The organism is Citrobacter sp. TBCP-5362 (assembly GCF_005406305.1).
GTDB classification, from domain to species: Bacteria; Pseudomonadota; Gammaproteobacteria; order Enterobacterales; family Enterobacteriaceae; genus Citrobacter_B; species Citrobacter_B koseri.
Genome location: NZ_CP040234.1, coordinates 4,473,559 through 4,497,736, shown reverse-complemented (window position 1 = coordinate 4,497,736; position 24,178 = coordinate 4,473,559). Strand labels below are relative to the sequence as shown.

Annotated in this window: 19 protein-coding genes and 4 tRNA genes; 19 read left to right on the top strand and 4 right to left on the bottom strand. The window is 54.7% G+C overall.

Translation table 11 applies throughout. The features are described from left to right. The first annotated feature begins 60 nt into the window (after window positions 1–60). The 18 genes from rho (at window position 61) to FD428_RS21255 (ending at window position 16,460) form a co-directional block, all read left to right on the top strand. Window positions 61–1,320, top strand: coding sequence for a transcription termination factor Rho (gene rho, locus FD428_RS21340; RefSeq protein ID WP_002437993.1), 1,260 nt, complete (start codon window positions 61–63; stop codon window positions 1,318–1,320). Window positions 1,321–1,549: 229 nt separating this feature from the next. Continuing rightward, entirely contained in the window at window positions 1,550–2,653 is a 1,104-nt protein-coding gene (gene wecA, locus FD428_RS21335) for a UDP-N-acetylglucosamine--undecaprenyl-phosphate N-acetylglucosaminephosphotransferase (protein WP_024130098.1), read from the top strand. Between the two features lie 12 nt (window positions 2,654–2,665). Further along, window positions 2,666–3,712 (top strand): ECA polysaccharide chain length modulation protein, encoded by a 1,047-nt coding sequence (gene wzzE, locus FD428_RS21330; RefSeq protein ID WP_049009048.1) that lies wholly within the window; start codon window positions 2,666–2,668, stop codon window positions 3,710–3,712. A 55-nt stretch (window positions 3,713–3,767) separates the two neighbouring features. Further along, the gene (gene wecB / locus FD428_RS21325) at window positions 3,768–4,898 is read left to right on the top strand and encodes a non-hydrolyzing UDP-N-acetylglucosamine 2-epimerase (protein ID WP_012131136.1); all 1,131 of its coding nucleotides are present in this window, start codon (window positions 3,768–3,770) and stop codon (window positions 4,896–4,898) included. Further along, window positions 4,895–6,157 carry a UDP-N-acetyl-D-mannosamine dehydrogenase gene (wecC, locus tag FD428_RS21320; protein WP_114848761.1) on the top strand — a complete coding sequence of 421 codons (1,263 nt, stop codon included), beginning with the start codon at window positions 4,895–4,897 and terminating at the stop codon, window positions 6,155–6,157. The genes wecB and wecC overlap by 4 nt, the downstream gene beginning before the upstream one ends. Next, on the top strand, window positions 6,157–7,224 hold the full coding sequence (gene rffG / locus FD428_RS21315) for a dTDP-glucose 4,6-dehydratase (protein WP_047460017.1): 1,068 nt from the start codon (window positions 6,157–6,159) through the stop codon (window positions 7,222–7,224). Before wecC ends, rffG begins: the two co-directional genes overlap by 1 nt. A gap of 17 nt (window positions 7,225–7,241) precedes the next feature. Further along, window positions 7,242–8,123: a glucose-1-phosphate thymidylyltransferase RfbA gene (gene rfbA / locus FD428_RS21310; RefSeq protein ID WP_012131139.1), complete on the top strand. Its 882-nt coding sequence runs from the start codon at window positions 7,242–7,244 to the stop codon at window positions 8,121–8,123. Continuing rightward, window positions 8,101–8,778, top strand: a complete 678-nt coding sequence (gene rffC / locus FD428_RS21305) for a dTDP-4-amino-4,6-dideoxy-D-galactose acyltransferase (protein WP_114848760.1) — start codon at window positions 8,101–8,103, stop codon at window positions 8,776–8,778. Before rfbA ends, rffC begins: the two co-directional genes overlap by 23 nt. Before the next feature lie 4 nt (window positions 8,779–8,782). Next, a complete protein-coding gene (rffA, locus tag FD428_RS21300; protein ID WP_049009039.1) occupies window positions 8,783–9,913 on the top strand; it encodes a dTDP-4-amino-4,6-dideoxygalactose transaminase in 1,131 nt (376 codons plus the stop codon). A gap of 1 nt (window position 9,914) precedes the next feature. Beyond that, entirely contained in the window at window positions 9,915–11,165 is a 1,251-nt protein-coding gene (gene wzxE / locus FD428_RS21295) for a lipid III flippase WzxE (protein ID WP_114848759.1), read from the top strand. Then, a complete protein-coding gene (locus FD428_RS21290; RefSeq protein ID WP_114848758.1) occupies window positions 11,162–12,241 on the top strand; it encodes a TDP-N-acetylfucosamine:lipid II N-acetylfucosaminyltransferase in 1,080 nt (359 codons plus the stop codon). Before wzxE ends, FD428_RS21290 begins: the two co-directional genes overlap by 4 nt. Further along, window positions 12,238–13,590 (top strand): ECA oligosaccharide polymerase, encoded by a 1,353-nt coding sequence (gene wzyE / locus FD428_RS21285; protein ID WP_012131144.1) that lies wholly within the window; start codon window positions 12,238–12,240, stop codon window positions 13,588–13,590. The genes FD428_RS21290 and wzyE overlap by 4 nt, the downstream gene beginning before the upstream one ends. A 2-nt stretch (window positions 13,591–13,592) precedes the next feature. Then, entirely contained in the window at window positions 13,593–14,333 is a 741-nt protein-coding gene (wecG, locus tag FD428_RS21280) for a lipopolysaccharide N-acetylmannosaminouronosyltransferase (protein WP_012131145.1), read from the top strand. 206 nt (window positions 14,334–14,539) lie between these two features. Then, window positions 14,540–15,925, top strand: a complete 1,386-nt coding sequence (locus tag FD428_RS21275; protein WP_114848757.1) for an amino acid permease — start codon at window positions 14,540–14,542, stop codon at window positions 15,923–15,925. Window positions 15,926–16,027: 102 nt separating this feature from the next. Beyond that, window positions 16,028–16,104: transfer RNA gene (locus FD428_RS21270), tRNA-Arg, on the top strand. Window positions 16,105–16,158: 54 nt separating this feature from the next. Further along, window positions 16,159–16,234: transfer RNA gene (locus tag FD428_RS21265), tRNA-His, on the top strand. A gap of 19 nt (window positions 16,235–16,253) precedes the next feature. Continuing rightward, window positions 16,254–16,340: transfer RNA gene (locus FD428_RS21260), tRNA-Leu, on the top strand. Between the two features lie 43 nt (window positions 16,341–16,383). Continuing rightward, window positions 16,384–16,460 (top strand) — tRNA-Pro (locus FD428_RS21255). A 625-nt stretch (window positions 16,461–17,085) separates the two neighbouring features. Here the strand turns inward: FD428_RS21255 and hemY are convergent. Genes hemY through hemC form a run of 4 tightly spaced genes read right to left on the bottom strand, consistent with a single transcriptional unit; the run spans window position 17,086 to window position 21,166 of the window. Then, window positions 17,086–18,282 carry a protoheme IX biogenesis protein HemY gene (gene hemY, locus FD428_RS21250; RefSeq protein WP_114848756.1) on the bottom strand — a complete coding sequence of 399 codons (1,197 nt, stop codon included), beginning with the start codon at window positions 18,280–18,282 and terminating at the stop codon, window positions 17,086–17,088. A gap of 2 nt (window positions 18,283–18,284) precedes the next feature. After that, complete coding sequence (hemX, locus tag FD428_RS21245) at window positions 18,285–19,466, bottom strand: uroporphyrinogen-III C-methyltransferase (protein ID WP_012131148.1); 1,182 nt, start codon at window positions 19,464–19,466, stop codon at window positions 18,285–18,287. A 21-nt stretch (window positions 19,467–19,487) separates the two neighbouring features. Further along, window positions 19,488–20,228, bottom strand: coding sequence for a uroporphyrinogen-III synthase (hemD, locus tag FD428_RS21240; protein ID WP_114848755.1), 741 nt, complete (start codon window positions 20,226–20,228; stop codon window positions 19,488–19,490). Next, the gene (gene hemC / locus FD428_RS21235; RefSeq protein ID WP_058669135.1) at window positions 20,225–21,166 is read right to left on the bottom strand and encodes a hydroxymethylbilane synthase; all 942 of its coding nucleotides are present in this window, start codon (window positions 21,164–21,166) and stop codon (window positions 20,225–20,227) included. The genes hemD and hemC overlap by 4 nt, the downstream gene beginning before the upstream one ends. A 387-nt stretch (window positions 21,167–21,553) precedes the next feature. Between hemC and cyaA the strand changes: the two genes are divergently transcribed. Continuing rightward, window positions 21,554–24,100 carry a class I adenylate cyclase gene (cyaA, locus tag FD428_RS21230; RefSeq protein WP_114848754.1) on the top strand — a complete coding sequence of 849 codons (2,547 nt, stop codon included), beginning with the start codon at window positions 21,554–21,556 and terminating at the stop codon, window positions 24,098–24,100. Window positions 24,101–24,178: the final 78 nt, after the last annotated feature.

Genomic DNA, 24,178 nt, shown 5'->3' with positions numbered 1-24,178 from the left:
GCCATACCATTCACAACATTAAGTTCGAGATTTACCCCAAGTTTAAGAACTCACACCATTATGAATCTTACCGAATTAAAGAATACGCCGGTTTCTGAGCTGATCACTCTCGGCGAAAATATGGGGCTGGAAAACCTGGCTCGTATGCGCAAGCAGGACATTATTTTTGCCATCCTGAAGCAGCACGCAAAGAGTGGCGAAGATATCTTTGGTGACGGTGTGCTGGAGATATTGCAGGATGGATTTGGTTTCCTCCGCTCTGCAGACAGCTCCTACCTCGCCGGTCCTGATGACATCTACGTTTCTCCCAGCCAAATCCGCCGTTTCAACCTCCGCACTGGTGACACCATTTCTGGTAAGATTCGCCCGCCAAAAGAAGGCGAACGTTACTTTGCGCTGTTGAAAGTTAACGAAGTTAACTACGACAAACCTGAAAACGCCCGTAATAAAATCCTCTTTGAGAACTTAACGCCGCTGCACGCGAACTCACGTCTGCGTATGGAACGTGGTAACGGTTCTACTGAAGATTTAACGGCTCGCGTACTGGATCTGGCTTCCCCGATTGGCCGTGGTCAGCGTGGTCTGATCGTCGCACCGCCGAAAGCGGGTAAAACTATGCTGTTGCAGAACATCGCGCAGAGCATTGCTTACAACCATCCTGACTGCGTACTGATGGTGCTGCTGATCGACGAGCGTCCAGAAGAAGTGACCGAAATGCAGCGTCTGGTAAAAGGTGAAGTGGTTGCTTCCACCTTCGACGAACCGGCATCCCGTCACGTTCAGGTTGCTGAAATGGTAATCGAGAAGGCGAAGCGTCTGGTTGAACACAAAAAAGACGTCATCATTCTGCTCGACTCCATCACTCGTCTGGCTCGCGCCTACAACACCGTGGTTCCGGCTTCCGGTAAAGTCCTGACCGGTGGTGTGGACGCCAACGCCCTGCACCGTCCGAAGCGTTTCTTCGGCGCGGCGCGTAACGTGGAAGAGGGCGGCAGCCTGACCATCATCGCAACGGCGCTGATCGACACCGGTTCTAAGATGGATGAAGTGATCTACGAAGAGTTTAAAGGCACCGGTAACATGGAGCTGCACCTCTCCCGTAAGATCGCTGAAAAACGCGTCTTCCCGGCTATCGACTACAACCGTTCCGGTACGCGTAAAGAAGAGCTGCTCACCACTCAGGAAGAGCTACAGAAAATGTGGATCCTGCGCAAAATCATCCATCCGATGGGTGAAATCGACGCGATGGAATTCCTCATTAACAAGCTGGCAATGACCAAGACCAACGACGACTTCTTCGACATGATGAAGCGCTCGTAAGTCCGGCTGATACCGAAAACGCCACGTTTTTACGTGGCGTTTTTCTTTTGCGATTTATCTGATCTGTTAGTCAAATAAACAAGTCATCATCACATTCATTATGTGGAATTGCTGTGGGCTGTATAAACTACGAGTGGTCGAAAGTGTAATGTTCTGAATGCTCTCTTCTAGAGACAGACGTAACGCATTATACTTTAAGGAAATGATATATGCTGAGAGCACATACACTGTGAATTTACTCGCTGCTTTATCTGAGCTAATCAGTATTTTTTTATTCACAACCATTTTTATTTTTCTTGCGCGAAAAGTAGCCATCAAGATAGGTTTAGTGGATAAACCCAATTTTCGTAAACGGCACCAGGGGGTGGTTCCTTTGGTTGGCGGGATTTCTGTGTTCGCAGGAATCAGCTTTATGTTTGCTCTCTCGGATTACTATATTCCGCACGCATCGTTATACCTTTTTTCTGCTGGTGTGCTGGTTTTGGTCGGCGCATTGGATGATCGTTTTGACATTAGCGTGAAAATTCGCGCTGTGGTACAGGCCGCTATTGCTGTTGTCATGATGGTGATAGGGAAACTCCATCTCAGTAGCCTGGGGTATATTTTCGGTCCCTGGGAATTGGTGCTCGGCCCCTTTGGCTATTTCCTCACGCTCTTTGCCGTCTGGGCGGCGATCAATGCTTTCAATATGGTTGATGGTATTGATGGCTTACTTGGCGGGCTGTCCAGCGTCTCATTTGCCGCAATGGGACTGATTCTGTGGTTTGATGGGCAGACGAGTCTGGCGGTATGGTGTTTCGCCATGATCGCCGCGATTCTGCCCTATATCATGTTAAACCTTGGTGTTCTGGGGCGTCGTTATAAAGTCTTTATGGGCGATGCGGGCAGTACGCTGATTGGCTTCACGGTCATCTGGATCCTGCTGGAAACCACGCAGGGTAAAACGCATCCTATCAGCCCGGTTACTGCGCTGTGGATTATTGCGATTCCATTAATGGACATGGTGGCGATTATGTATCGTCGCCTGCGTAAGGGCATGAGCCCCTTTTCTCCCGATCGCCAACATATTCATCATTTGATCATGCGTGCAGGGTTTACTTCCCGACAGGCATTTGTTCTCATTACGCTCGCCGCTGCGATTCTGGCTTCCATTGGCGTTGCCGCAGAATATTCCCATTTTGTTCCAGAATGGGTCATGTTGGTGCTCTTTTTGCTAGCATTCTTCCTTTACGGTTACTGCATTAAGCGTGCCTGGAAGGTGGCGAGATTTATTAAGCGCGTGAAGCGCAGACTACGCAGAAACCGTGATAACAATCCAACGATAACCAAGTAAATTGAGGATGCGATGACACAACCATTACCGGGGGCACACGCCGTGAGCGCTGAAAATGAACTGGATATTCGTGGGTTGTTTCGTACCTTGTGGGCTGGGAAGCTATGGATTGTGGGAACAGGGCTGGCTTTTGCGCTGATTGCGTTAGCGTATACGTTTTTTGCCCGTCAGGAGTGGAGCGCAACGGCGATTTCCGACCGCCCCACCGTCAATATGCTGGGCGGCTATTACTCCCAACAGCAGTTTTTGCGCAACCTTGATATCAAAGCCAGCCTCGCGCCGGCCGATCAGCCTTCGGTAATGGATGAAGCGTATAAAGAGTTCGTCATGCAACTGGCGTCCTGGGATACGCGTCGCGATTTCTGGCTACAGACCGATTATTACAAGCAGCGCATGGTCGGCAACAGCAAAGCCGATGCCGCGATGCTGGATGAAATGATCAATAACATTCAGTTCACGCCAGGCGATTTCACTCGCAACACCAATGATAGCGTGAAGCTGATTGCGGAAACGGCGCCCGATGCCAACAACCTGCTTCGCCAGTATGTGGCGTTTGCCAGCCAGCGTGCGGCGAGCCATCTGAATGATGAGTTAAAGGGTGCATGGGCCGCGCGGACTATCCAGATGAAAGCGCAGGTTAAACGCCAGGAAGAGGTGGCGAAAAGCATTTTCTCTCGTCGTGTTCATAGCATTGAACAGGCGCTCAAAATTGCCGAGCAGCATAATATTTCTCGTACGGCGACCGATGTTCCTGCCGATGAATTACCCGACTCTGAGCTGTTTTTGCTTGGCCGCCCTATGCTACAAGCGCGTCTTGAAAACCTTCAGGCTGTCGGTCCAGCATTCGATCTGGACTATGATCAAAACCGGGCCATGTTGAACACGCTGAACGTGGGGCCGACGCTGGACCCGCGTTTCCAGACCTATCGTTATTTGCGCACGCCGGAAGAACCGGTAAAACGCGATAGCCCGCGCCGTGCTTTCCTGATGGTTATGTGGGGCATTGTTGGGGCGCTGATCGGGGCTGGCGTCGCATTAACCCGCCGTCGCGCGATTTAGCAACATCTCAGCAGTGAGGGGTTAGGCCCTCACTGCCTATTCGAAGAGAATCGATGTGAAAGTACTGACTGTATTTGGCACGCGACCGGAGGCCATCAAGATGGCGCCTCTGGTTCATGCGCTGGCAAAGGACCCTCATTTTGAGGCAAAAGTCTGCGTTACTGCGCAGCATCGGGAGATGCTCGATCAGGTTTTGAATCTCTTTTCTATTGTGCCTGACTACGATCTCAATATTATGCAGCCGGGTCAGGGGCTGACAGAGATTACCTGTCGAATCCTGGAAGGATTAAAACCGATTCTTGCCGATTTTAAACCTGATGTCGTATTGGTGCATGGCGATACGACAACCACTCTCGCCACCAGTCTGGCGGCTTTCTACCAGCGTATTCCTGTCGGTCATGTAGAGGCCGGGCTGCGAACCGGCGATCTCTACTCCCCCTGGCCTGAAGAGGCGAACCGCACCCTGACCGGTCGCCTGGCGATGTACCATTTTGCGCCGACGGAAAATTCACGGCAGAATTTACTGCGGGAACAGATCCCTGATAACCACATCTTTGTCACCGGCAATACCGTGATTGATGCGCTGATCTGGGTGCGCGATCGCGTACTGGCCAGCGATACGCTACGCGCCGAACTGGCAAAGCGGTATCCTTTCCTGTGTGACGATAAAAAAATGATCCTGGTGACCGGACATCGCCGTGAGAGCTTTGGCCGGGGGTTTGAGCAAATCTGTCATGCGCTGGCGGAGATAGCCGCTACCAATCAGGATGTACAAATTGTGTATCCGGTACACCTGAATCCCAACGTCAGCGAACCGGTTAACCGCATCCTGGGTCATGTTGAAAATGTGATACTGATTGAGCCGCAGGATTACCTGCCGTTTGTCTGGCTGATGAACCACGCCTGGCTGATCCTTACCGATTCCGGCGGGATTCAGGAAGAGGCGCCGTCATTAGGCAAACCGGTGTTGGTTATGCGCGAAATGACGGAACGGCCAGAAGCCGTTACCGCTGGCACGGTGCGTCTGGTGGGAACCGATTCACACCGTATTGTGGAAGAAGTCACACGTTTGCTGCACGACGAAAATGAATATCAAACCATGAGCCGCGCCCATAATCCTTATGGCGACGGGCAGGCGTGCGGCCGCATTTTACACGCGTTAAAAAATAATCGGGTATCGCTATGAGTTTTACGACCATTTCTGTTATTGGGCTGGGATACATCGGGTTGCCGACGGCTGCGGCCTTTGCTTCTCGCCAAAAGCACGTTATTGGCGTGGATATCAATCAGCAGGCGGTGGACACCATCAACCGTGGAGCCATCCATATTGTTGAGCCGGATCTGGATAGCGTCGTGAAAACTGCGGTTGAAGGCGGATTCCTCCGGGCCACGACAACGCCGGTAGCAGCCGACGCGTACTTGATCGCCGTGCCGACGCCGTTCAAGGGCGATCACGACCCCGATATGGTTTATGTCGAAGCGGCCGCGAAATCTATTGCTCCCGTACTGAAAAAAGGCGCGCTGGTCATCCTCGAATCCACCTCGCCGGTGGGTGCGACAGAACAAATGGCCGAATGGCTGGCGGAAATACGCCCGGATCTGACTTTCCCGCAGCAGGCGGGGGAACAGGCTGATGTGAACATTGCCTACTGCCCGGAGCGCGTATTACCAGGTCAGGTCATGGTGGAGCTCATCAAGAATGATCGCGTGATTGGCGGCATGACGCCGGTATGTTCCGCGCGTGCCAGCGAGTTGTACAAGATTTTCCTTGAAGGCGAGTGTGTGGTGACTAATTCCCGCACCGCCGAAATGTGTAAGCTCACGGAAAACAGCTTCCGTGACGTCAATATCGCCTTTGCGAACGAGCTGTCGCTGATTTGCGCCGATCAGGGGATTAACGTCTGGGAACTGATTCGTCTGGCGAATCGTCATCCACGCGTGAATATTCTCCAGCCTGGGCCGGGCGTGGGCGGCCACTGCATCGCCGTCGATCCGTGGTTTATCGTGGCGCAAAACTCGCAGCAGGCGCGACTGATCCGTACCGCGCGTGAAGTGAACGACGGTAAACCACACTGGGTGGTGGCGCAGGTGAAAGCCGCAGTGGCGGATTGCCTGACGGCAACGAATAAGCGCGCCAGCGACATCAAAATCGCCTGCTTTGGTCTGGCGTTTAAACCGAATATTGACGATCTGCGTGAAAGCCCGGCGATGGGCATTGCGCAGGAGATTGCGCAATGGCATGCCGGTGAAACGCTGGTGGTAGAGCCTAATATTCATCAGTTGCCGAAAAAACTGGAAGGTCGCTGCACGTTAGCCACGCTGGAAAATGCGCTGGCGGAAGCGGATGTGCTGGTCATGCTGGTTGACCATCATCCGTTTAAAGCGATTAACGGCGACGCCGTGCGGCAACGCTACATTGTGGATACAAAAGGAGTCTGGCGCTGATGAAACGGATTCTGGTCACTGGCGGCGCGGGATTTATCGGCTCTGCCGTTGTACGCCACATCATTGATGAAACCCCCGACGCCGTGGTGGTGGTGGATAAGCTCACCTACGCCGGAAACCTGATGTCGCTGGCGCCAGTTGCACAGCATGAGCGCTTTGCCTTTGAGAGAGTGGATATCTGCGATCGGGCATCGCTGGATCGCGTTTTTCAGCAGTACCAGCCGGATTACGTGATGCATCTGGCGGCGGAAAGCCACGTTGACCGGTCTATCGACGGCCCGGCTGCGTTTATTGAAACCAATATCGTGGGAACCTACACGCTGCTGGAAGCGGCCCGGACTTACTGGGCGACGCTCAATGATGAGAAAAAATCGGCGTTTCGTTTCCACCATATCTCCACTGACGAGGTGTATGGCGATCTGCATTCCACGGATGATTTCTTTACTGAGACCACGCCGTATGCGCCGAGCAGTCCTTATTCCGCCTCGAAAGCCAGCAGCGATCACCTGGTGCGCGCGTGGTTGCGCACCTATGGTCTGCCGACGCTGGTCACTAACTGTTCCAATAATTACGGCCCTTACCACTTCCCGGAAAAGCTGATCCCATTGATGATCCTGAACGCGCTGGCGGGTAAACCGCTGCCGGTGTATGGCAATGGACAACAGATCCGCGACTGGCTGTACGTTGAAGATCACGCCAGGGCGCTGTATCGCGTGCTGACGGCGGGCGAAGTGGGGGAGACATATAACATTGGCGGCCATAATGAGCGCAAGAATCTGGAGGTTGTGGAAACGATTTGCGATCTGCTGGAAGAGCTTGCGCCACAAAAACCGCAGGGCGTGGCGCATTATCGCTCCCTGATCGCTTTTGTGGATGACCGTCCAGGCCATGATTTACGCTATGCCATCGACGCAGCGAAAATTGCGCGTGAACTCGGCTGGACGCCGCAGGAAACCTTTGAAAGCGGAATGCGGAAAACCGTGCAGTGGTATCTGGCGAATGAGGCCTGGTGGAAGCCCGTGCAGGATGGCAGCTATCAGGGTGAACGTTTAGGTCTGAAGGGCTAAATCCGGAGGAGGAACGCATGAAAGGTATCATTCTGGCGGGCGGCTCTGGCACCCGCCTGCATCCGATTACGCGCGGCGTGTCGAAGCAGCTTCTGCCGATTTATGACAAGCCGATGATCTACTATCCGCTGTCGGTACTGATGCTGGCGGGTATCCGGGAAATCCTGATTATCACTACACCGGAAGATAAGCACTATTTTCAGCGTCTGCTGGGCGATGGTTCGGAGTTTGGCATTGAGTTGCAGTATGCCGAACAACCCAGCCCGGATGGGCTGGCGCAGGCCTTTATCATTGGTGAAACATTCCTTAACGGCGAGCCGTCCTGTCTTGTACTGGGCGACAATATCTTCTTTGGTCAGGGTTTCAGCCCGAAATTGCGTCATGTGGCGGCGCGAACCGAAGGGGCGACCGTTTTTGGTTATCAGGTTATGGACCCGGAACGTTTTGGCGTCGTGGAGTTCGACGACAATTTTCGCGCGGTCTCGCTGGAAGAGAAGCCGAAACAGCCGAAATCAAACTGGGCGGTGACCGGTCTCTATTTTTACGACAGCAAGGTAGTAGAGTACGCGAAGCGCGTGAAGCCTTCCGAGCGCGGTGAGCTGGAGATTACGTCCATTAATCAGATGTACCTTAATGACGGCAAGCTGACGGTTGAGTTGCTCGGTCGCGGCTTTGCGTGGCTGGATACCGGCACCCATGACAGCCTGATTGAAGCGAGCACGTTTGTGCAGACGGTTGAAAAACGCCAGGGCTTCAAAATTGCCTGTCTGGAAGAGATCGCCTGGCGTAACGGCTGGCTGGATGACGAGGGCGTAAAACGCGCCGCCAGTTCTTTAGCGAAAACCGGCTATGGCCAATATTTACTGGAGCTACTCCGTGCCCGTCCGCGCCAGTATTGAACCATTAACGTGGGAAAATACGTTCTTTGGCGTCAATAGCGCTATTGTTCGCGTGAACCCTGCCGCGCCGGTGTTAACGCCAGAGGCATTGCAACCCTGGTCGCGCGTGCAGGCGAAAATTTCTGCTGCGCGCACGGATGAATTAGATGCGCTGCAACAGTTGGGGTTTTCTCTGGTAGAAGGCGAAGTCGACTTCAGCCTGCCGGTCGCTGGCGTTGAACGTATTTCTGGCGTGGAAATTGCACAAATTGCCGATATTCCCGCGTTACGTCAACAGGCGTCCGCTGCGTTTGCGCAAAGCCGTTTCCGCGCACCGTGGTATGCGGCGGACGCCAGCGCCCGTTTTTATGCTCAGTGGATTGAAAATGCCGTGCACGGCACCTTCGATCACCAGTGTCTGGTTATCCGGGCGGCGAATAACGATATTCGCGGGTTTGTCTCGCTGCGCGAACTGAACGACACCGATGTGCGCATCGGCCTGCTGGCCGGGCGTGGCGCAGGAGCAGAATTAATGCAGGCGGCGCTCGCGTGGGCGCAGTCTCGCGGGAAGACAACATTGCGGGTGGCGACCCAGATGGGCAACACCGCCGCGCTTAAACGTTATATACAGAGCGGTGGCAACGTAGAAAGCACCGCGTACTGGTTATACAGGTGACAAAATGATTCCATTTAACGCGCCGCCGGTGGTGGGAACCGAACTCGATTACATGCAGTCAGCGCTGGGAAGCGGCAAACTTTGCGGAGATGGCGGCTTTACGCGCCGTTGCCAGCAGTGGCTGGAGCAACGTTTTGGCAGCGCTAAAGTGTTGCTGACGCCATCCTGTACGGCGTCACTTGAAATGGCGGCATTGCTGCTGGACATCCAGCCGGGCGATGAAGTCATTATGCCAAGCTACACCTTCGTTTCTACCGCCAACGCCTTTGTGCTGCGCGGGGCGAAAATCATTTTCGTCGATATCCGCCCGGATACCATGAACATTGATGAAACGCTGATTGAAGCGGCGATTACCGACAAGACGCGCGTCATTGTCCCGGTGCATTACGCGGGCGTCGCCTGCGAAATGGACACCATTATGGCGATTGCGAAGCGTCATAATCTGTTTGTGGTGGAAGATGCCGCGCAGGGCGTGATGTCGACCTGGAAAGGCCGTGCGCTGGGGACGATTGGTCATATCGGTTGCTTCAGTTTTCACGAAACCAAAAACTACACGGCAGGTGGTGAAGGCGGCGCGACGCTGATTAACGACCGTTCCCTGATTGAACGGGCGGAAATCATCCGTGAAAAAGGCACCAATCGCAGCCAGTTCTTCCGGGGACAGGTGGATAAATACACCTGGCGGGATATCGGCTCCAGCTATCTGATGTCCGATCTCCAGGCGGCGTATCTGTGGGCGCAGCTGGAAGCGGCCGATCGCATCAATCAACAGCGTCTGGCGCTGTGGCAGACCTACTATGACGCACTGGCGCCGCTGGCGCGCGCGGGACGTATTGACCTGCCCTCTATCCCGGACGACTGTAGGCACAACGCGCATATGTTTTATATCAAGTTGCGGGATATTACCGATCGCAGCGCGCTGATCAACTTCCTGAAAGAAGCGGAAATCATGGCGGTGTTCCATTACATCCCGCTACATGATTGTCCGGCAGGCGACAAGTTTGGTGAGTTCCGTGGCGAAGATCGGTACACCACCAAAGAGAGCGAGCGCCTGCTGCGCTTGCCGCTGTTTTATAATCTGTCTCCCGTTAATCAGCGAACGGTGATTTCGACCTTGCTGAACTATTTCTCCTGATATGTCGCTTGCGAAAGCGTCCCTGTGGACGGGCGCCAGTACGCTGGTGAAAATTGGCGCAGGCTTACTGGTCGTAAAACTGCTGGCGGTGTCGTTTGGCCCTGCGGGCGTCGGCCAGGCGGGTAACTTCCGCCAGATGGTGACCGTGCTCGGCGTGCTGGCCGGGGCCGGGATATTTAACGGGGTGACGAAGTATGTCGCTCAGCATCATGATAACCCTGCCCGGTTGCGTAACGTGGTGGGCACTTCATCCGCAATGGTGCTGGGGTTCTCCACGCTACTGGCGCTGGTCTTCGTGCTGGCGGCGGCCCCCATTAGCCAGGGGCTGTTTGGGCACAGCCACTACCAGGGGCTGGTGCGTTTAGTGGCGCTGGTGCAGATGGGGATCGCCTGGGCGAACCTGCTGCTGGCGCTGATGAAAGGGTTTCGTGACGCTGCCGGGAATGCGCTGTCGCTGATTGTGGGGAGCCTGGTGGGAGTTGTTGCCTACTATGGCTGCTACCGTCTGGGCGGCTATGAAGGTGCGCTGCTGGGTCTGGCGCTGGTGCCTGCGCTGGTGGTGATCCCGGCGGCGATTATGCTGGTTAAACGCGGCGCGATCCCGCTTAGCTACCTGAAACCGTCGTGGGATAAAGGGCTTGCCGGACAGCTCAGCAAATTTACGCTGATGGCGCTGATTACGTCCGTCACGCTACCGGTGGCTTATGTGATGATGCGAAACCTGCTGGCGGCGCATTACAGCTGGGATGATGTTGGTATCTGGCAGGGCGTAAGCAGTATTTCCGATGCCTATCTACAATTTATTACCGCCTCGTTTAGCGTGTACTTATTGCCAACGCTGTCGCGTCTGACCGAAAAGCAGGCGATTACGCGCGAAGTGGTGAAATCGCTGAAATTTGTTCTGCCTGCGGTGGCGGTGGCGAGTTTTACGGTCTGGCTGCTGCGTGATTTCGCCATCTGGCTGCTCTTTTCCGCCAAATTCACCGCCATGCGCGATCTGTTCGCCTGGCAACTGGTGGGCGATGTGCTGAAAGTGGGCGCGTACGTTTTTGGCTATCTGGTGATCGCAAAAGCGTCGCTGCGGTTTTATATTCTGGCTGAGATTAGCCAGTTCATTTTGTTGACGGCATTCGCTCACTGGCTGATCCCCGCGCATGGCGCGCTGGGGGCGGCACAGGCGTATATGGCCACCTATGTGGTCTATTTCTCTCTCTGTTGTGGCGTGTTTTTACTCTGGCGTAGGCGGGCATGACTGTACTGATTCACGTACTGGGATCGGATATCCCTCACCATAATCAAACCGTGCTGCGGTTTTTCAATGATGCGCTGGCCGCGACAAGCGAGCATGCGCGCGTGTTTATGGTTGCAGGTCAGGATGCGGGGCTCAGGGAAAGCTGCCCGGCTCTGTCGCTGAGTTTCTACGCCGGGAAAAAAACGCTGGCTGAGGCGGTCATCGCCAAAGCGAAAGCCAATCGCCAGCAACGTTTCTTCTTCCACGGTCAGTTCAATACCAGCCTGTGGCTGGCGCTGCTAAGTGGCGGAATCAAACCTGAGCAGTTTTACTGGCACATCTGGGGCGCGGATCTGTATGAAGTTTCCCGTGGGCTGAAATTCCGTCTGTTTTACCCCGTTCGTCGCATGGCGCAAAATCGAGTGGGCTGTGTGTTCGCTACTCGTGGCGATTTGAGCTATTTCGCCCGTCAGCACCCGCGCGCGCGTGGTGAACTGCTCTATTTCCCGACGCGAATGGACTCTTCGCTTAATAACATGGCAAACGATCGTCCGCGTGAAGGGAAAATGACGGTTCTGGTGGGTAACTCCGGCGATCGCAGTAACGAACATATTGCGGCGTTACGCGCGGTGTATCAGCAGTTCGGCGACACAGTAAATGTGATCGTGCCGATGGGCTATCCGGCCAATAACGACGCGTACATTGATGAAGTCCGTCAGGCGGGGCTGGCGCTGTTCAGTGCGGAAAATTTACACATCCTCAGCGAAAAACTAGAATTCGATGCTTATCTGACGCTGCTTCGCCAGTGCGACCTCGGGTATTTCATCTTTGCCCGTCAGCAGGGAATCGGCACGTTGTGCCTGCTTATCCAGACAGGTGTCCCGTGCGTGCTTAACCGTGAGAACCCGTTCTGGCAGGATATGGCGGAGCAGCATCTGCCCGTGTTGTTCACGACGGACGCGCTTAATGAGGGCGTGGTTCGTGAGGCGCAGCGGCAGCTGGCGTCCGTGGATAAAAGCGGGATCACCTTCTTTAGCCCAAATTACCTTGAACCGTGGCATAACGCGTTACGCATTGCCGCAGGAGACGCCGCATGAGCCTGATGCAATTTAGCGGGTTACTGGTCGTCTGGCTGCTCTCTACGCTGTTTATCGCCACGTTGACCTGGTTTGAGTTTCGCCGCGTGCGCTTTAACTTCAACGTATTCTTTTCATTGCTGTTTTTGCTGACCTTTTTCTTCGGCTTCCCGTTGACCAGCGTGCTGGTGTTCCGCTTTGACGTCGGCGTGGCGCCGCCGGAAATCCTGTTGCAGGCGTTATTGTCCGCCGCGTGTTTTTATGCCGTTTATTACGTGACCTATAAAACCCGCTTACGTAAACGCGTGACGGATGTGCCGCGTAAGCCGCTATTTACCATGAACCGGGTGGAGACTCACCTTACCTGGGTCATGCTGATGGGGATTGCATTGGTGAGCGTTGGCATCTTCTTTATGCACAATGGGTTCCTGCTGTTCCGGCTGCACTCTTACAGCCAGATCTTCTCCAGCGAAGTCTCCGGCGTGGCATTGAAACGCTTCTTCTACTTCTTTATTCCGGCGATGCTGGTGATCTACTTCCTGCGCCAGGACAGTAAAGCGTGGCTGTTTTTCCTGGTGAGTACCGTTGCGTTTGGCCTGCTGACCTACATGATTGTTGGCGGCACGCGCGCTAACATCATCATCGCGTTTGCCATCTTCCTGTTTATCGGCATTATTCGTGGCTGGATCTCGCTGTGGATGCTGGTGGCGGCGGGGGTGCTGGGAATTGTCGGGATGTTCTGGCTGGCGCTGAAGCGCTATGGGCTGAACGTGAGCGGCGATGAGGCGTTTTACACTTTCCTGTATCTGACCCGTGATACCTTTTCGCCGTGGGAGAACCTGGCGCTGCTGTTGCAAAACTACGACAACATCGATTTCCAGGGACTGGCGCCGATCGTCCGTGATTTTTATGTCTTTATTCCTTCGTGGCTGTGGCCTGGACGTCCGGGCATTGTGCTGAATTCAGCCAACTACTTTACCTGGGAAGTGCTGAACAACCACTCTGGCCTCGCCATTTCCCCCACGCTGATTGGTTCGCTGGTGGTGATGGGCGGCGCGCTGTTTATCCCTCTGGGGGCGGTCGCGGTTGGGCTGATTATCAAATGGTTTGACTGGCTGTATGAGCTTGGCAACCGCGAGACGAATCGCTATAAGGCGGCGATTTTGCACAGTTTCTGCTTTGGCGCCATCTTCAATATGATTGTTCTGGCGCGAGAAGGGCTGGATTCTTTTGTCTCGCGAGTGGTCTTTTTCCTCGTGATTTTTGGTGCCTGCCTGCTGGTGGCAAAACTCTTGTTCTGGCTTTTCGATTGTGCCGGGTTGGTCCATCAACGGGCGAAACCGCAGCCGCAGACTCAGGTTGAAGGATAATAATGACGGATAACACGACAGCGCCGCTCTATTCACTTCGTGGATTGCAGCTGATTGGCTGGCGCGATATGCAACATGCGCTGAATTACCTGTTTGCCGATGGGCAAATGAAGCAGGGTACGCTGGTGGCGATCAATGCTGAGAAAATGCTGACCGCAGAAGATGACCCGGAAGTCAGGGCGTTGATTGATGCCGCCGAGTTTAAATATGCGGATGGCATTAGCGTCGTGCGCTCAGTGCGTAAGAAATTCCCCCAGGCGCAGGTTTCACGGGTGGCCGGGGCCGATCTCTGGGAAGAACTGATGGCGCGCGCCGGTAAAGAAGGGACGCCTGTTTTTCTGGTCGGCGGTAAGCCGGAGGTGCTGGCGCAGACGGAAGCAAAACTGCGGGCGCAGTGGAACGTCAATATTGTCGGTAGCCAGGACGGTTATTTTAAACCTGAGCAGCGCCAGGCGCTGTTTGAGCGCATCCATGCCAGCGGGGCGAAGATTGTGACCGTGGCAATGGGATCGCCGAAACAAGAAATCCTGATGCGCGACTGTCGGGTGATTCATCCTCAGGCCTTATATATGGGGGTGGGCGGCACCTACGATGTCTTTACCGGTCATGTGAAACGCGCGCCCAAAATGTGGCAGACGCTGGGGCTGGAGTGGCTGTATCGCCTGCTGTCTCAGCCGAGCCGTATCACCCGCCAGCTGCGTCTGTTGCGCTATCTCCGCTGGCATTACACCGGCAATCTCTGAACGCTGCTTTTCTTACGGGTAGCGCATTCTGCTTAATGCGTTGCCCGCCTCCCACATTTTTGTTCCTTTTTTACACAAAACATGCATTTTTTTAATGCTTCATTTGCCATTTTGCCAAATTTAAGAAACCATTCGCATCGCTTGATGTACCCATAACAATAACCGGCAACAACGCCGGAACGAGTGCAAACACGACAAGAGGATTTATGGCAGAGAAAAAACCGGAGCTACAGCGTGGGCTGGAAGCTCGTCATATCGAATTGATCGCCCTTGGGGGCACGATTGGCGTTGGGCTGTTTATGGGTGCCGCCAGTACGCTGAAATGGGCGGGGCCCTCCGTGCTGCTGGCGTATATCGTCGCCGGGCTGTTCGTCTTTTTCATCATGCGCTCAATGGGCGAAATGCTGTTCCTGGAGCCGGTTACTGGCTCATTCGCCGTTTATGCGCACCGTTACATGAGCCCCTTCTTTGGCTATCTCACCGCGTGGTCATACTGGTTTATGTGGATGGCGGTGGGGATATCGGAAATAACCGCTATCGGGGTATACGTGCAGTTCTGGTTCCCGGACATGGCGCAATGGATACCCGCCCTGATCGCCGTTGGGCTGGTGGCGCTGGCTAATCTGGCCGCCGTCCGTCTGTATGGCGAAATCGAGTTCTGGTTTGCGATGATCAAAGTCACCACCATCATTGTGATGATTGTGGTCGGACTGGGGGTGATTTTCTTTGGCTTTGGCAATGGCGGCCAGGCGATCGGTTTTGGCAACCTGACGGAACACGGCGGCTTCTTTGCCGGTGGCTGGAAAGGGTTCCTGACGGCGTTGTGTATTGTGGTCGCCTCCTATCAGGGCGTGGAGCTGATCGGCATTACCGCAGGTGAAGCGAAGAATCCGCAGGTTACGCTGCGCAGCGCGGTAGGCAAGGTACTGTGGCGTATCCTGATTTTCTATGTAGGGGCGATTTTCGTTATCGTGACAATCTTCCCGTGGAACGAAATCGGCAGTAACGGCAGCCCGTTTGTACTCACTTTTGCCAAAATCGGGATTACCGCTGCGGCGGGCATTATTAACTTCGTGGTGCTGACCGCCGCGCTTTCCGGCTGTAACAGCGGCATGTATAGCTGCGGACGTATGCTGTATGCCCTGGCGAAAAACCGCCAGCTTCCGGCGGCGATGGCGAAAGTCTCCCGTCATGGCGTACCGGTCGCCGGGGTGGCGCTGTCGATCGCGATTCTGCTGATTGGCTCATGCCTGAACTACATTATTCCGAACCCGCAGCGGGTATTTGTGTATGTCTACAGCGCCAGCGTATTGCCGGGTATGGTGCCGTGGTTCGTGATCCTGATTAGCCAGGTGCGTTTCCGTCGTGCTCATAAAGACGCGATGATCAGCCATCCTTTCCGTTCTATTATGTTCCCGTGGGCGAATTATTTGACGATGGCGTTCCTGGTTTGCGTTTTAATTGGCATGTACTTGAATGAAGATACTCGTATGTCGCTGTTTGTCGGCATCATCTTCCTGCTTGCCGTCACGCTCGTCTACAAGGTTTTCGGCCTGAATCGCGCCGGAACTGCCCATAAGGTGGGGGAATAAGCAGCAAAACGCGCAAAGCGTAACCAAACGCGCATTTTATTTAAAAAGGCACTAGACAGAGGGGTGGGAAGTCCGTATTATCCACCCCCGCAACGGCGCTAAGCGCCCGTAGCTCAGCTGGATAGAGCGCTGCCCTCCGGAGGCAGAGGTCTCAGGTTCGAATCCTGTCGGGCGCACCATTTACCCGGTGCTGGAGCTGCGGTGGTTTTAATACCGCGTAAAAGATTTCAGTGGTGGCTATAGCTCAGTTGGTAGAGCCCTGGATTGTGATTCCAGTTGTCGTGGGTTCGAATCCCATTAGCCACCCCATTATTAAAAGTTGTGAAATGCGAAGGTGGCGGAATTGGTAGACGCGCTAGCTTCAGGTGTTAGTGTCCTTACGGACGTGGGGGTTCAAGTCCCCCCCCTCGCACCACGACTTAAAGAGTTGAACTAAAAATTCAAAAAAAGCAGTACATCGGCGAGTAGCGCAGCTTGGTAGCGCAACTGGTTTGGGACCAGTGGGTCGGAGGTTCGAATCCTCTCTCGCCGACCAATTTTGAACCCCGCTTCGGCGGGGTTTTTTGTTTTCACCTCTTCTTCCTCTTCTTTCCCGATCCCCTGTATCGCTGTCGCAATGTTGAGACATTCCAGGCTTCTGTTGTCGCTATCTGGTGACGTCTAACATTATGATTTATAAATAATTATTGGTATTGCGTGTTATTTGTCTCCGTTCAGAGACAAAGAGGGGATTTTTATGGCGAAGAAGGCTGGCAGAAACCGCCGCAGAGCCGCGAATGGCCTGATACGTTAAAAAGTCTGAATCCTTATTTTTGGCGGTGCAATCCTGGCATGCAATGTGCAATAATATCCCTGTAGATGCTCATTCCATCTCTTATGTTCGCCTTGGTGCCTCATAAACTCAGGAATGATGCAGAGCCGTTTACGGTGCTTATCGTCCACAGACAGATGTCGCTTACGCCTCATCAAACACCATGGACATAACGTTGAGTGAAGCACCTATTTATGTTGTCATACAGACCTGTTTTGACGCCTGCTCATTTGAGCAGGCGTTTTTTTATGGGGAAGCGGAAGAGAACTGCCGGATGGCGGTTTCGCTTTATCCGGCCTACGGTGACCTGGCAGGCCCGGTAAGCGTAGCGCCACCGGGCAATGGGGAATTACTGCGGAGGATTGTTCTGCAAGGTCAGCATAAGACCGTCGCGGCGCATGGTGGCCGCTTCTTCCGGCTGATGCAACCGGTCCAGCGCATCGGCGAGCCAGGCGTAGTCGTAGGCGTCAGGGCGTTGCTTGAGCGCGGCGCGGAAGGCGAACGTTGCCTCCTGCCATTCGCCATGCTTCATCAACGACTGACCCAGCGTGCTCCACAGTAGCGGGCGATCGCCAACGGTTTTAATCTGCTGGCGCAGGACTTTTTCCAGCTGCTCCGGGTTGTTGGTTTTCAGGCGCGGGATCGGCAGAACCAGGCGGTCGTCATACTGGCGCTTCAGGCCGTCGATGATGATCTGCTGCGCCATATCGTGATCGTCGCATTCAATCAGATGCTCTGCCATTGCCACTTGCAGCGGAACCTGGTGGCGAGTTTTACGGCTCTGGTTCTTCCACCATTCGCGTAATCCTTCGCTGCCCTGATCGGCTCGCGCCTGATCCATCAGCCCAATCCAGGCCTGCTGTTCCAGCATGGCGCGATGTTCTTCATCGCCGACGTTGGCCTTCGCCATTGATGGGATGATGTCCAGCAGTGAACTCCATGCTCCGGTGCGGATGTAAGCCTGTTCCGCCAGGCGCAGCACTTCTGGATGACGCGGGGTAACTTCCAGCAGTTTATCCACGCCGTGACGCGCCGCATGATTCTCGTTGCGCGCCAGTTGCAGACGTACGAGGGCGATCTCCACCGGAATCGTGTCATTGCCCGCCAGTTCAGCGGCACGTTCCAGATGCTGATTAGCGCGCGCTTCGTCACCACGCTGTTGCGCGGCTTCGGCGGCCAGCAGATAGTTCACCACCGGCTGTTCAGCGTGATCGGCATTCTTCGCCATCAGCTTCTCAACCTGCTGGTAATCGCCTTCCGCTAGCTTAAGCAGCGCCTGTTCGGTCTGCTTACGTGCGCGGCGGCGTTTACGCCCGACAAACCAGCCGCGAGTGTGCGCGCCGGTGCGGAAAACGCGTCGCAGCAGCCACTCAATGGCGAACAGAATGACCATCATAACGATCAGGATGATCACCAGCCCCGTCACGCTGGTCTCAATGTTGTAATTATCGGTCTGGATCAGAACATAGCCCTGATGACCGGCGATCATTGGGCCTATGACGATACCGGCGATCAACAACACAAAGAGCAATAATACTTTCAGCATCATTATTCTCCTTGCGGCGCGGCTGCCGGTGCTTCTGCCTGCGGAGCAGGGGCCTGAGCCGCTTCAGTCGTGGCCGCCGCCGGCTGCGCCAGCAGGTTACGCACGCGAGTCTGCATCAGTTTCTCAAGAATCGGCTGGCTCTGTAACGTCTCCGGCACGTCCATCGTGATGCTCTGTTGACTCAGTTTATCCACGTCATCAAGAAACGCTTTGGTCGTTGCATCGTCGGTGTCGTAGTACGCGCGTACCCAGGTGGAGACATTATCCAGTGCCTGACGGTAAGTCTCTTCCTGATGACGCGGCACGGCTTGCGCCGCCACTAACAGGCGGGAACGGATGTTTTCACGTAAGTAAACGTCCTGGTTCGGCGCCAGCAGCGGGACGGCGGTGTCATCACGACGGCGAATAGTAATAAAGCTGTCCATAAAGTTCTGCCAGCTTTTTTGCAGGTTAACGCGCCATTCGCTGATCGAGCTGGACAGCTCGCTGCTGTCGGAGTCCATCGGCGAATCGTCGGTGTCGTTATCGGCCAGACGCAGGTTATCAATCTGGTTAGAGAGCTGGTTCACTTTGAGGATAATGCCGTCGTAGTCCACCTGCGCCACCGCCGACAGGCTGGCAATATCATCGGTAATGGCGCGGCGCGCGGCGATCAGACTGGGGTCGTTCATATCCGCCAGGCTGGCATCCGCGCTTTTGAGCAGCGCCGCAGCGGTGGTGACATCCTGATCGCTCCACAATTTACGTCCGGCGAGTTTGACCAGAAAATCAGATTGCGCCAGCAGCCAGGTTTTGGCATCGCTGCCGGAGATCGTCGCGACTTTCTGTTGCACTTCATCCAGCTGTTTCGCCAGCGCGGCCTGTTGGCGATTTGCATCATCCAGTTGCGTCGCCTGCTGTTTGATAATGCCTTCCAGCTCCGCTTTTTGGCTTTCCTGGGCTTTTTGCAGCGCCGTAAGTTGGTTAACCAGCGCATCGCTGGTGGCCGTTTGTTTAACGGCCTGCTGCTTTCCCCAGCCATACAGACCAACGCCCGCCGCCAGGGCAATGGCGATTGCCACCGCACTCAATACCAGCGCGGCGCCGTTCTTACTCTTCTTTTCTGCATTGACTGGCTGCGGCGTGGTTTCCACGGCCTCCCTGGTCTCTTCAACCACGGCGGAGGATTTTTCTTGTTCCGTCATTATGGCATCCCATTATGAGAGTTATTGTAATGCGCGCAGTAGCGCATCGTTGTCGGCGTTATCAGCGACCTTAATATCTTGCCAGCCCAGTTCCTGGGCGAGGTGCGCCAGACGCTCACTGACGACCAGCAGCCGACAGCGTAGTAACCAGTGCTCACGATACCACTGCGGGATCAGCGACCAGAGCTGTTGCAGCATTTCGCCGCTGGTGACAACAATCGTCGTCACGCCGCGAGAGTGCCAGCGCATCGCCTCTTCCGCGCCATCGTAATGTTTTGCACTGCGTTGATAACATTCACAAAAGGTGACTTCAGCGCCGCGTTCTGTGAGGGTTTTGCCTAACAGTTCACGCCCGCCGTTGCCCCGTAAAATAAGCGCTCGTTTTCCCGCAATATTTTGTAATTCAGGTAATTGTAGCAAGACTTCGCTGATTTCCCGATCCAGAGGATAGCGAATATCGCATCCGCTAACGGTATGCAGCGCCAGCGCCGTTGTGCGCCCGATGGCGAAGTAGCATGGCTGCACAGGCCAGCCCAGCCCCTGCTGTTGTAGTTGGGCGTGGGCAAAGGTGACGGCGTGTTGCGAGAGGGCGAACACCAGATCGTTGTCCGTGAGCGCCGCCAGGCGATCGGCAAGCGTTGCCAGTTCCCGGCCCGGCGTAAACTCAATAAGCGGAAAACTCCAGGCCACCTGCCCCAGTGTGCGCAGACGGCTCACTAACTCTTCCCCGGAGGGAGACGGGCGGGTGACCAGAATACTCATGCGGGCGCTTCTCCGTTATAAACCTCGGTCAGAATCGCGCGGGCGCCGTTTTCCAACAGTTCTTCCGCCAGGGAAATGCCCATTTGCGCGGCGTCCTGCGGCAATCCGCGACGTTCTCCACGAATCATCAGCGAACCATCAGGCGCGCCAACCAGCGCACGCAGCCAGACTTCACCATCAATGATTTCAGCATAGCTGCCAATCGGCACCTGACAGCCCCCTTCCAGGCGGGTGTTCATGGCGCGTTCGGCTTTTACACGTAGCGCGGTTTCTTCATGATTCAGCGGCGCTAACAGCGCCTGAGTACGTGCGTCATCCAGTCGGCATTCAATGCCCACTGCGCCTTGCCCTACGGCAGGGAGAGAGATTTCGGGAGGCAGCGCGGTGCGAATACGCGACGTCAGACCTAACCGTTTTAACCCGGCAACCGCCAGGATAATTGCATCATAATCGCCGTTATCGAGCTTGCTCAGGCGTGTGCCGACGTTGCCGCGCAGCGAGCGGATGACGAGATCCGGGCGACGCTCGGCCAACTGGCACTGGCGACGCAAACTTGATGTGCCGACGATGCTGCCTGCGGGCAGTTCATCCAGATTGTTGTATTGGTTCGAGACGAAAGCATCGCGTGGATCTTCGCGTTCGCAAATCGTGACCAGGCCAAGCCCTTGCGGGAATTCTACCGGCACATCTTTCATCGAATGCACGGCGATATCGGCGCGCTTTTCCAGCAGCGCGACTTCCAGCTCTTTTACAAACAAGCCCTTACCGCCCACTTTTGCCAGAGGGGTGTCCAGAATCACGTCGCCGCGCGTCACCATCGGCACCAGTTCCACGACCAGTCCCGGATGCTGTGCTATCAACGCGTCTTTGACATAATGTGCCTGCCAGAGCGCAAGGGGGCTTTGGCGTGTGGCAATTCTTAAAACATTGTCTAACATGCTTGTTACCGTCATTATCGTCCGTGGACCATCCTAACATCCTTACAAGTGGGATGTCAGTGTTACGGTCAAAGGTGAGTAAGAGGATCAGGCGCGGCGTCGCGACTGGCAGTGAATAATGACGAGAAACCGCCTGACCGTATTAAGGAATTTACACGCAGCTAACGGTGCTACACTTGTATGTAGTGCATCTTTCTTTACGGTCAATGAGCAAGGTGTTAAATTGATCACGTTTTAGACCATTTTTTCGTCTTTACCCCTTAATGGGGAGAAGGATGAAAAAGGTAACGGTTATTTTTGACATACGGTTTATCCCGAATGGTTTGGTTGTCCGCACTCGCGATGGCAATCAGACGCATGACGGGTAGCAACATCAGGCGATACGTCTTGTACCTCTATATTGAGACTTTGAAACAGAGACTGGATGCCATCAATCAATTGCGTGTGGATCGCGCGCTTGCTGCCATGGGCCCTGCCTTCCAGCAGGTATACAGTCTGCTGCCGACATTATTGCACTACCATAATCCGCTGATGCCGGGTTACCTCGACGGTAACGTTCCCAAGGGCATATGCTTTTACACGCCTGATGAAACCCAACGCCACTACCTGAATGAACTTGAACTGTACCGGGGTATGTCCACGCAGGACCCGCCGAAAGGCGAGCTGCCGATCACCGGCGTGTACTCAATGGGCAGTACATCTTCAGTAGGGCAAAGCTGTTCTTCTGACCTGGATATCTGGGTCTGCCACCAGTCCTGGCTTGATAGCGAAGAGCGCCAGTTGCTGCAACGTAAATGCAGCCTGCTGGAAAGCTGGGCCGCTTCGCTGGGCGTGGAAGTCAGCTTCTTCCTGATCGACGAAAACCGTTTCCGCCATAATGAAAGCGGCAGTCTGGGTGGTGAAGACTGCGGCTCGACGCAGCACATCCTGCTGCTCGACGAATTTTATCGCACCGCTGTGCGTCTGGCCGGTAAGCGTATTCTGTGGAATATGGTGCCGTGCGACGAAGAAGAGCATTACGACGACTACGTCATGACGCTTTACGCGCAGGGTGTCCTCACGCCAAACGAATGGCTGGATCTGGGCGGATTAAGCTCGCTCTCCGCCGAAGAGTACTTTGGCGCCAGCCTCTGGCAGTTGTACAAGAGTATCGATTCCCCGTACAAAGCGGTGCTGAAAACGCTGCTGCTGGAAGCCTACTCCTGGGAATATCCCAATCCGCGCCTGTTGGCGAAAGACATTAAACAGCGCCTGCATGACGGCGAGATCGTTTCGTTTGGTCTCGACCCGTATTGCATGATGCTGGAACGCGTGACCGAATACCTCACGGCTATCGAAGATCCGACGCGTCTTGATTTAGTCCGTCGATGTTTCTACTTAAAAGTGTGTGAGAAACTGAGCCGCGAACGCGCCTGCGTTGGCTGGCGTCGTGAAGTGTTAAGTCAGTTAGTGAACGAGTGGGGATGGGACGACGCTCGTCTGACAATGCTCGACAACCGGGCGAACTGGAAGATCGATCAGGTACGCGAAGCGCATAACGAACTGCTCGACGCCATGATGCAGAGCTATCGTAATCTGATCCGTTTTGCCCGCCGTAACAATCTCAGCGTTAGCGCCAGCCCGCAGGATATTGGCGTGCTGACGCGTAAACTGTATGCCGCATTTGAAGCCCTGCCGGGCAAAGTGACGCTGGTGAACCCGCAGATTTCACCGGATCTCTCCGAACCGAACCTGACCTTTATCCATGTGCCGCCGGGCCGGGCCAACCGTTCTGGCTGGTATCTCTACAACCGTGCGCCGAACATGGATTCGATCATCAGCCATCAGCCGCTGGAATATAACCGCTATCTGAACAAACTGGTGGCGTGGGCCTGGTTTAACGGTTTGCTGACGTCGCGTACCCACCTGTTTATTAAGGGCAACGGCATTGTGGACCTGCCTAAGTTGCAGGAGATGGTGGCCGATGTGTCGCACCATTTCCCGCTGCGTTTGCCTGCGCCAACGCCGAAAGCGCTCTACAGTCCGTGTGAAATTCGCCATCTGGCGATCATCGTTAACCTTGAATATGACCCGACGGCGGCGTTCCGCAATCAGGTGGTGCATTTTGATTTCCGTAAGCTGGATGTCTTCAGCTTTGGCGAAGAGCAAAACTGCCTGGTCGGCAGTGTCGACCTGTTGTATCGCAACTCGTGGAACGAAGTGCGTACCCTGCACTTCAACGGCGAACAGGCGATGATTGAAGCGCTGAAAACGATTCTCGGCAAAATGCACCAGGATGCCGCGCCGCCGGACAGCGTGGAAGTGTTCTGCTATAGCCAGCATCTGCGCGGCTTGATCCGCACCCGCGTACAGCAACTGGTCTCCGAGTGCATTGAACTGCGTCTCTCCAGCACCCGCCAGGAAACCGGACGTTTTAAAGCGCTGCGCGTTTCGGGCCAAACCTGGGGGCTGTTCTTCGAGCGCCTGAATGTTTCGGTGCAGAAACTGGAAAACGCCATTGAGTTTTACGGCGCGATTTCGCACAACAAACTTCACGGACTTTCCGTTCAGGTTGAGACCAACCATGTGAAATTACCGTCGGTGGTGGATGGGTTCGCCAGCGAAGGGATCATCCAGTTCTTCTTTGAAGAAACCGGCGATGAGAAAGGCTTTAATATTTATATTCTGGACGAGAGTAACCGGGCGGAAGTGTATCACCACTGCGAAGGCAGCAAAGAAGAGCTGGTACGCGACGTGAGCCGCTTTTATTCGTCGTCGCACGATCGCTTCACCTACGGCTCCAGCTTCATCAACTTCAACCTGCCGCAGTTCTACCAGATTGTGAATACCGACGGTCGCGAGCAGGTCATTCCGTTCCGTACCCAGCCCATAAGCGCCGTGCCACTGGCAAACCAGGACAACGACGCGCCGCTGTTACAGCAGTATTTCTCGTGAACATGATGCCGGATGGCGGTGTTACAAATGACGCGAGATACGTAGGCCGGATAAGCGCAGCGCCATCCGGCAATAAAA

Excerpts from the sequence above, each read along its gene's own strand:
- rho (WP_002437993.1), top strand. The coding sequence starts at position 61 with ATGAATCTTACCGAATTAAAGAATACGCCGGTTTCTGAGCTGATCACT.
- wzzE (WP_049009048.1), top strand. The coding sequence starts at position 2,666 with ATGACACAACCATTACCGGGGGCACACGCCGTGAGCGCTGAAAATGAA.
- wecC (WP_114848761.1), top strand. The coding sequence starts at position 4,895 with ATGAGTTTTACGACCATTTCTGTTATTGGGCTGGGATACATCGGGTTG.
- rffG (WP_047460017.1), top strand. The coding sequence starts at position 6,157 with ATGAAACGGATTCTGGTCACTGGCGGCGCGGGATTTATCGGCTCTGCC.
- rfbA (WP_012131139.1), top strand. The coding sequence starts at position 7,242 with ATGAAAGGTATCATTCTGGCGGGCGGCTCTGGCACCCGCCTGCATCCG.
- rffA (WP_049009039.1), top strand. The coding sequence starts at position 8,783 with ATGATTCCATTTAACGCGCCGCCGGTGGTGGGAACCGAACTCGATTAC.
- wzxE (WP_114848759.1), top strand. The coding sequence starts at position 9,915 with ATGTCGCTTGCGAAAGCGTCCCTGTGGACGGGCGCCAGTACGCTGGTG.
- FD428_RS21290 (WP_114848758.1), top strand. The coding sequence starts at position 11,162 with ATGACTGTACTGATTCACGTACTGGGATCGGATATCCCTCACCATAAT.
- wzyE (WP_012131144.1), top strand. The coding sequence starts at position 12,238 with ATGAGCCTGATGCAATTTAGCGGGTTACTGGTCGTCTGGCTGCTCTCT.
- wecG (WP_012131145.1), top strand. The coding sequence starts at position 13,593 with ATGACGGATAACACGACAGCGCCGCTCTATTCACTTCGTGGATTGCAG.
- FD428_RS21275 (WP_114848757.1), top strand. The coding sequence starts at position 14,540 with ATGGCAGAGAAAAAACCGGAGCTACAGCGTGGGCTGGAAGCTCGTCAT.
- hemY (WP_114848756.1), bottom strand. The coding sequence starts at position 18,282 with ATGCTGAAAGTATTATTGCTCTTTGTGTTGTTGATCGCCGGTATCGTC.
- hemX (WP_012131148.1), bottom strand. The coding sequence starts at position 19,466 with ATGACGGAACAAGAAAAATCCTCCGCCGTGGTTGAAGAGACCAGGGAG.
- hemD (WP_114848755.1), bottom strand. The coding sequence starts at position 20,228 with ATGAGTATTCTGGTCACCCGCCCGTCTCCCTCCGGGGAAGAGTTAGTG.
- hemC (WP_058669135.1), bottom strand. The coding sequence starts at position 21,166 with ATGTTAGACAATGTTTTAAGAATTGCCACACGCCAAAGCCCCCTTGCG.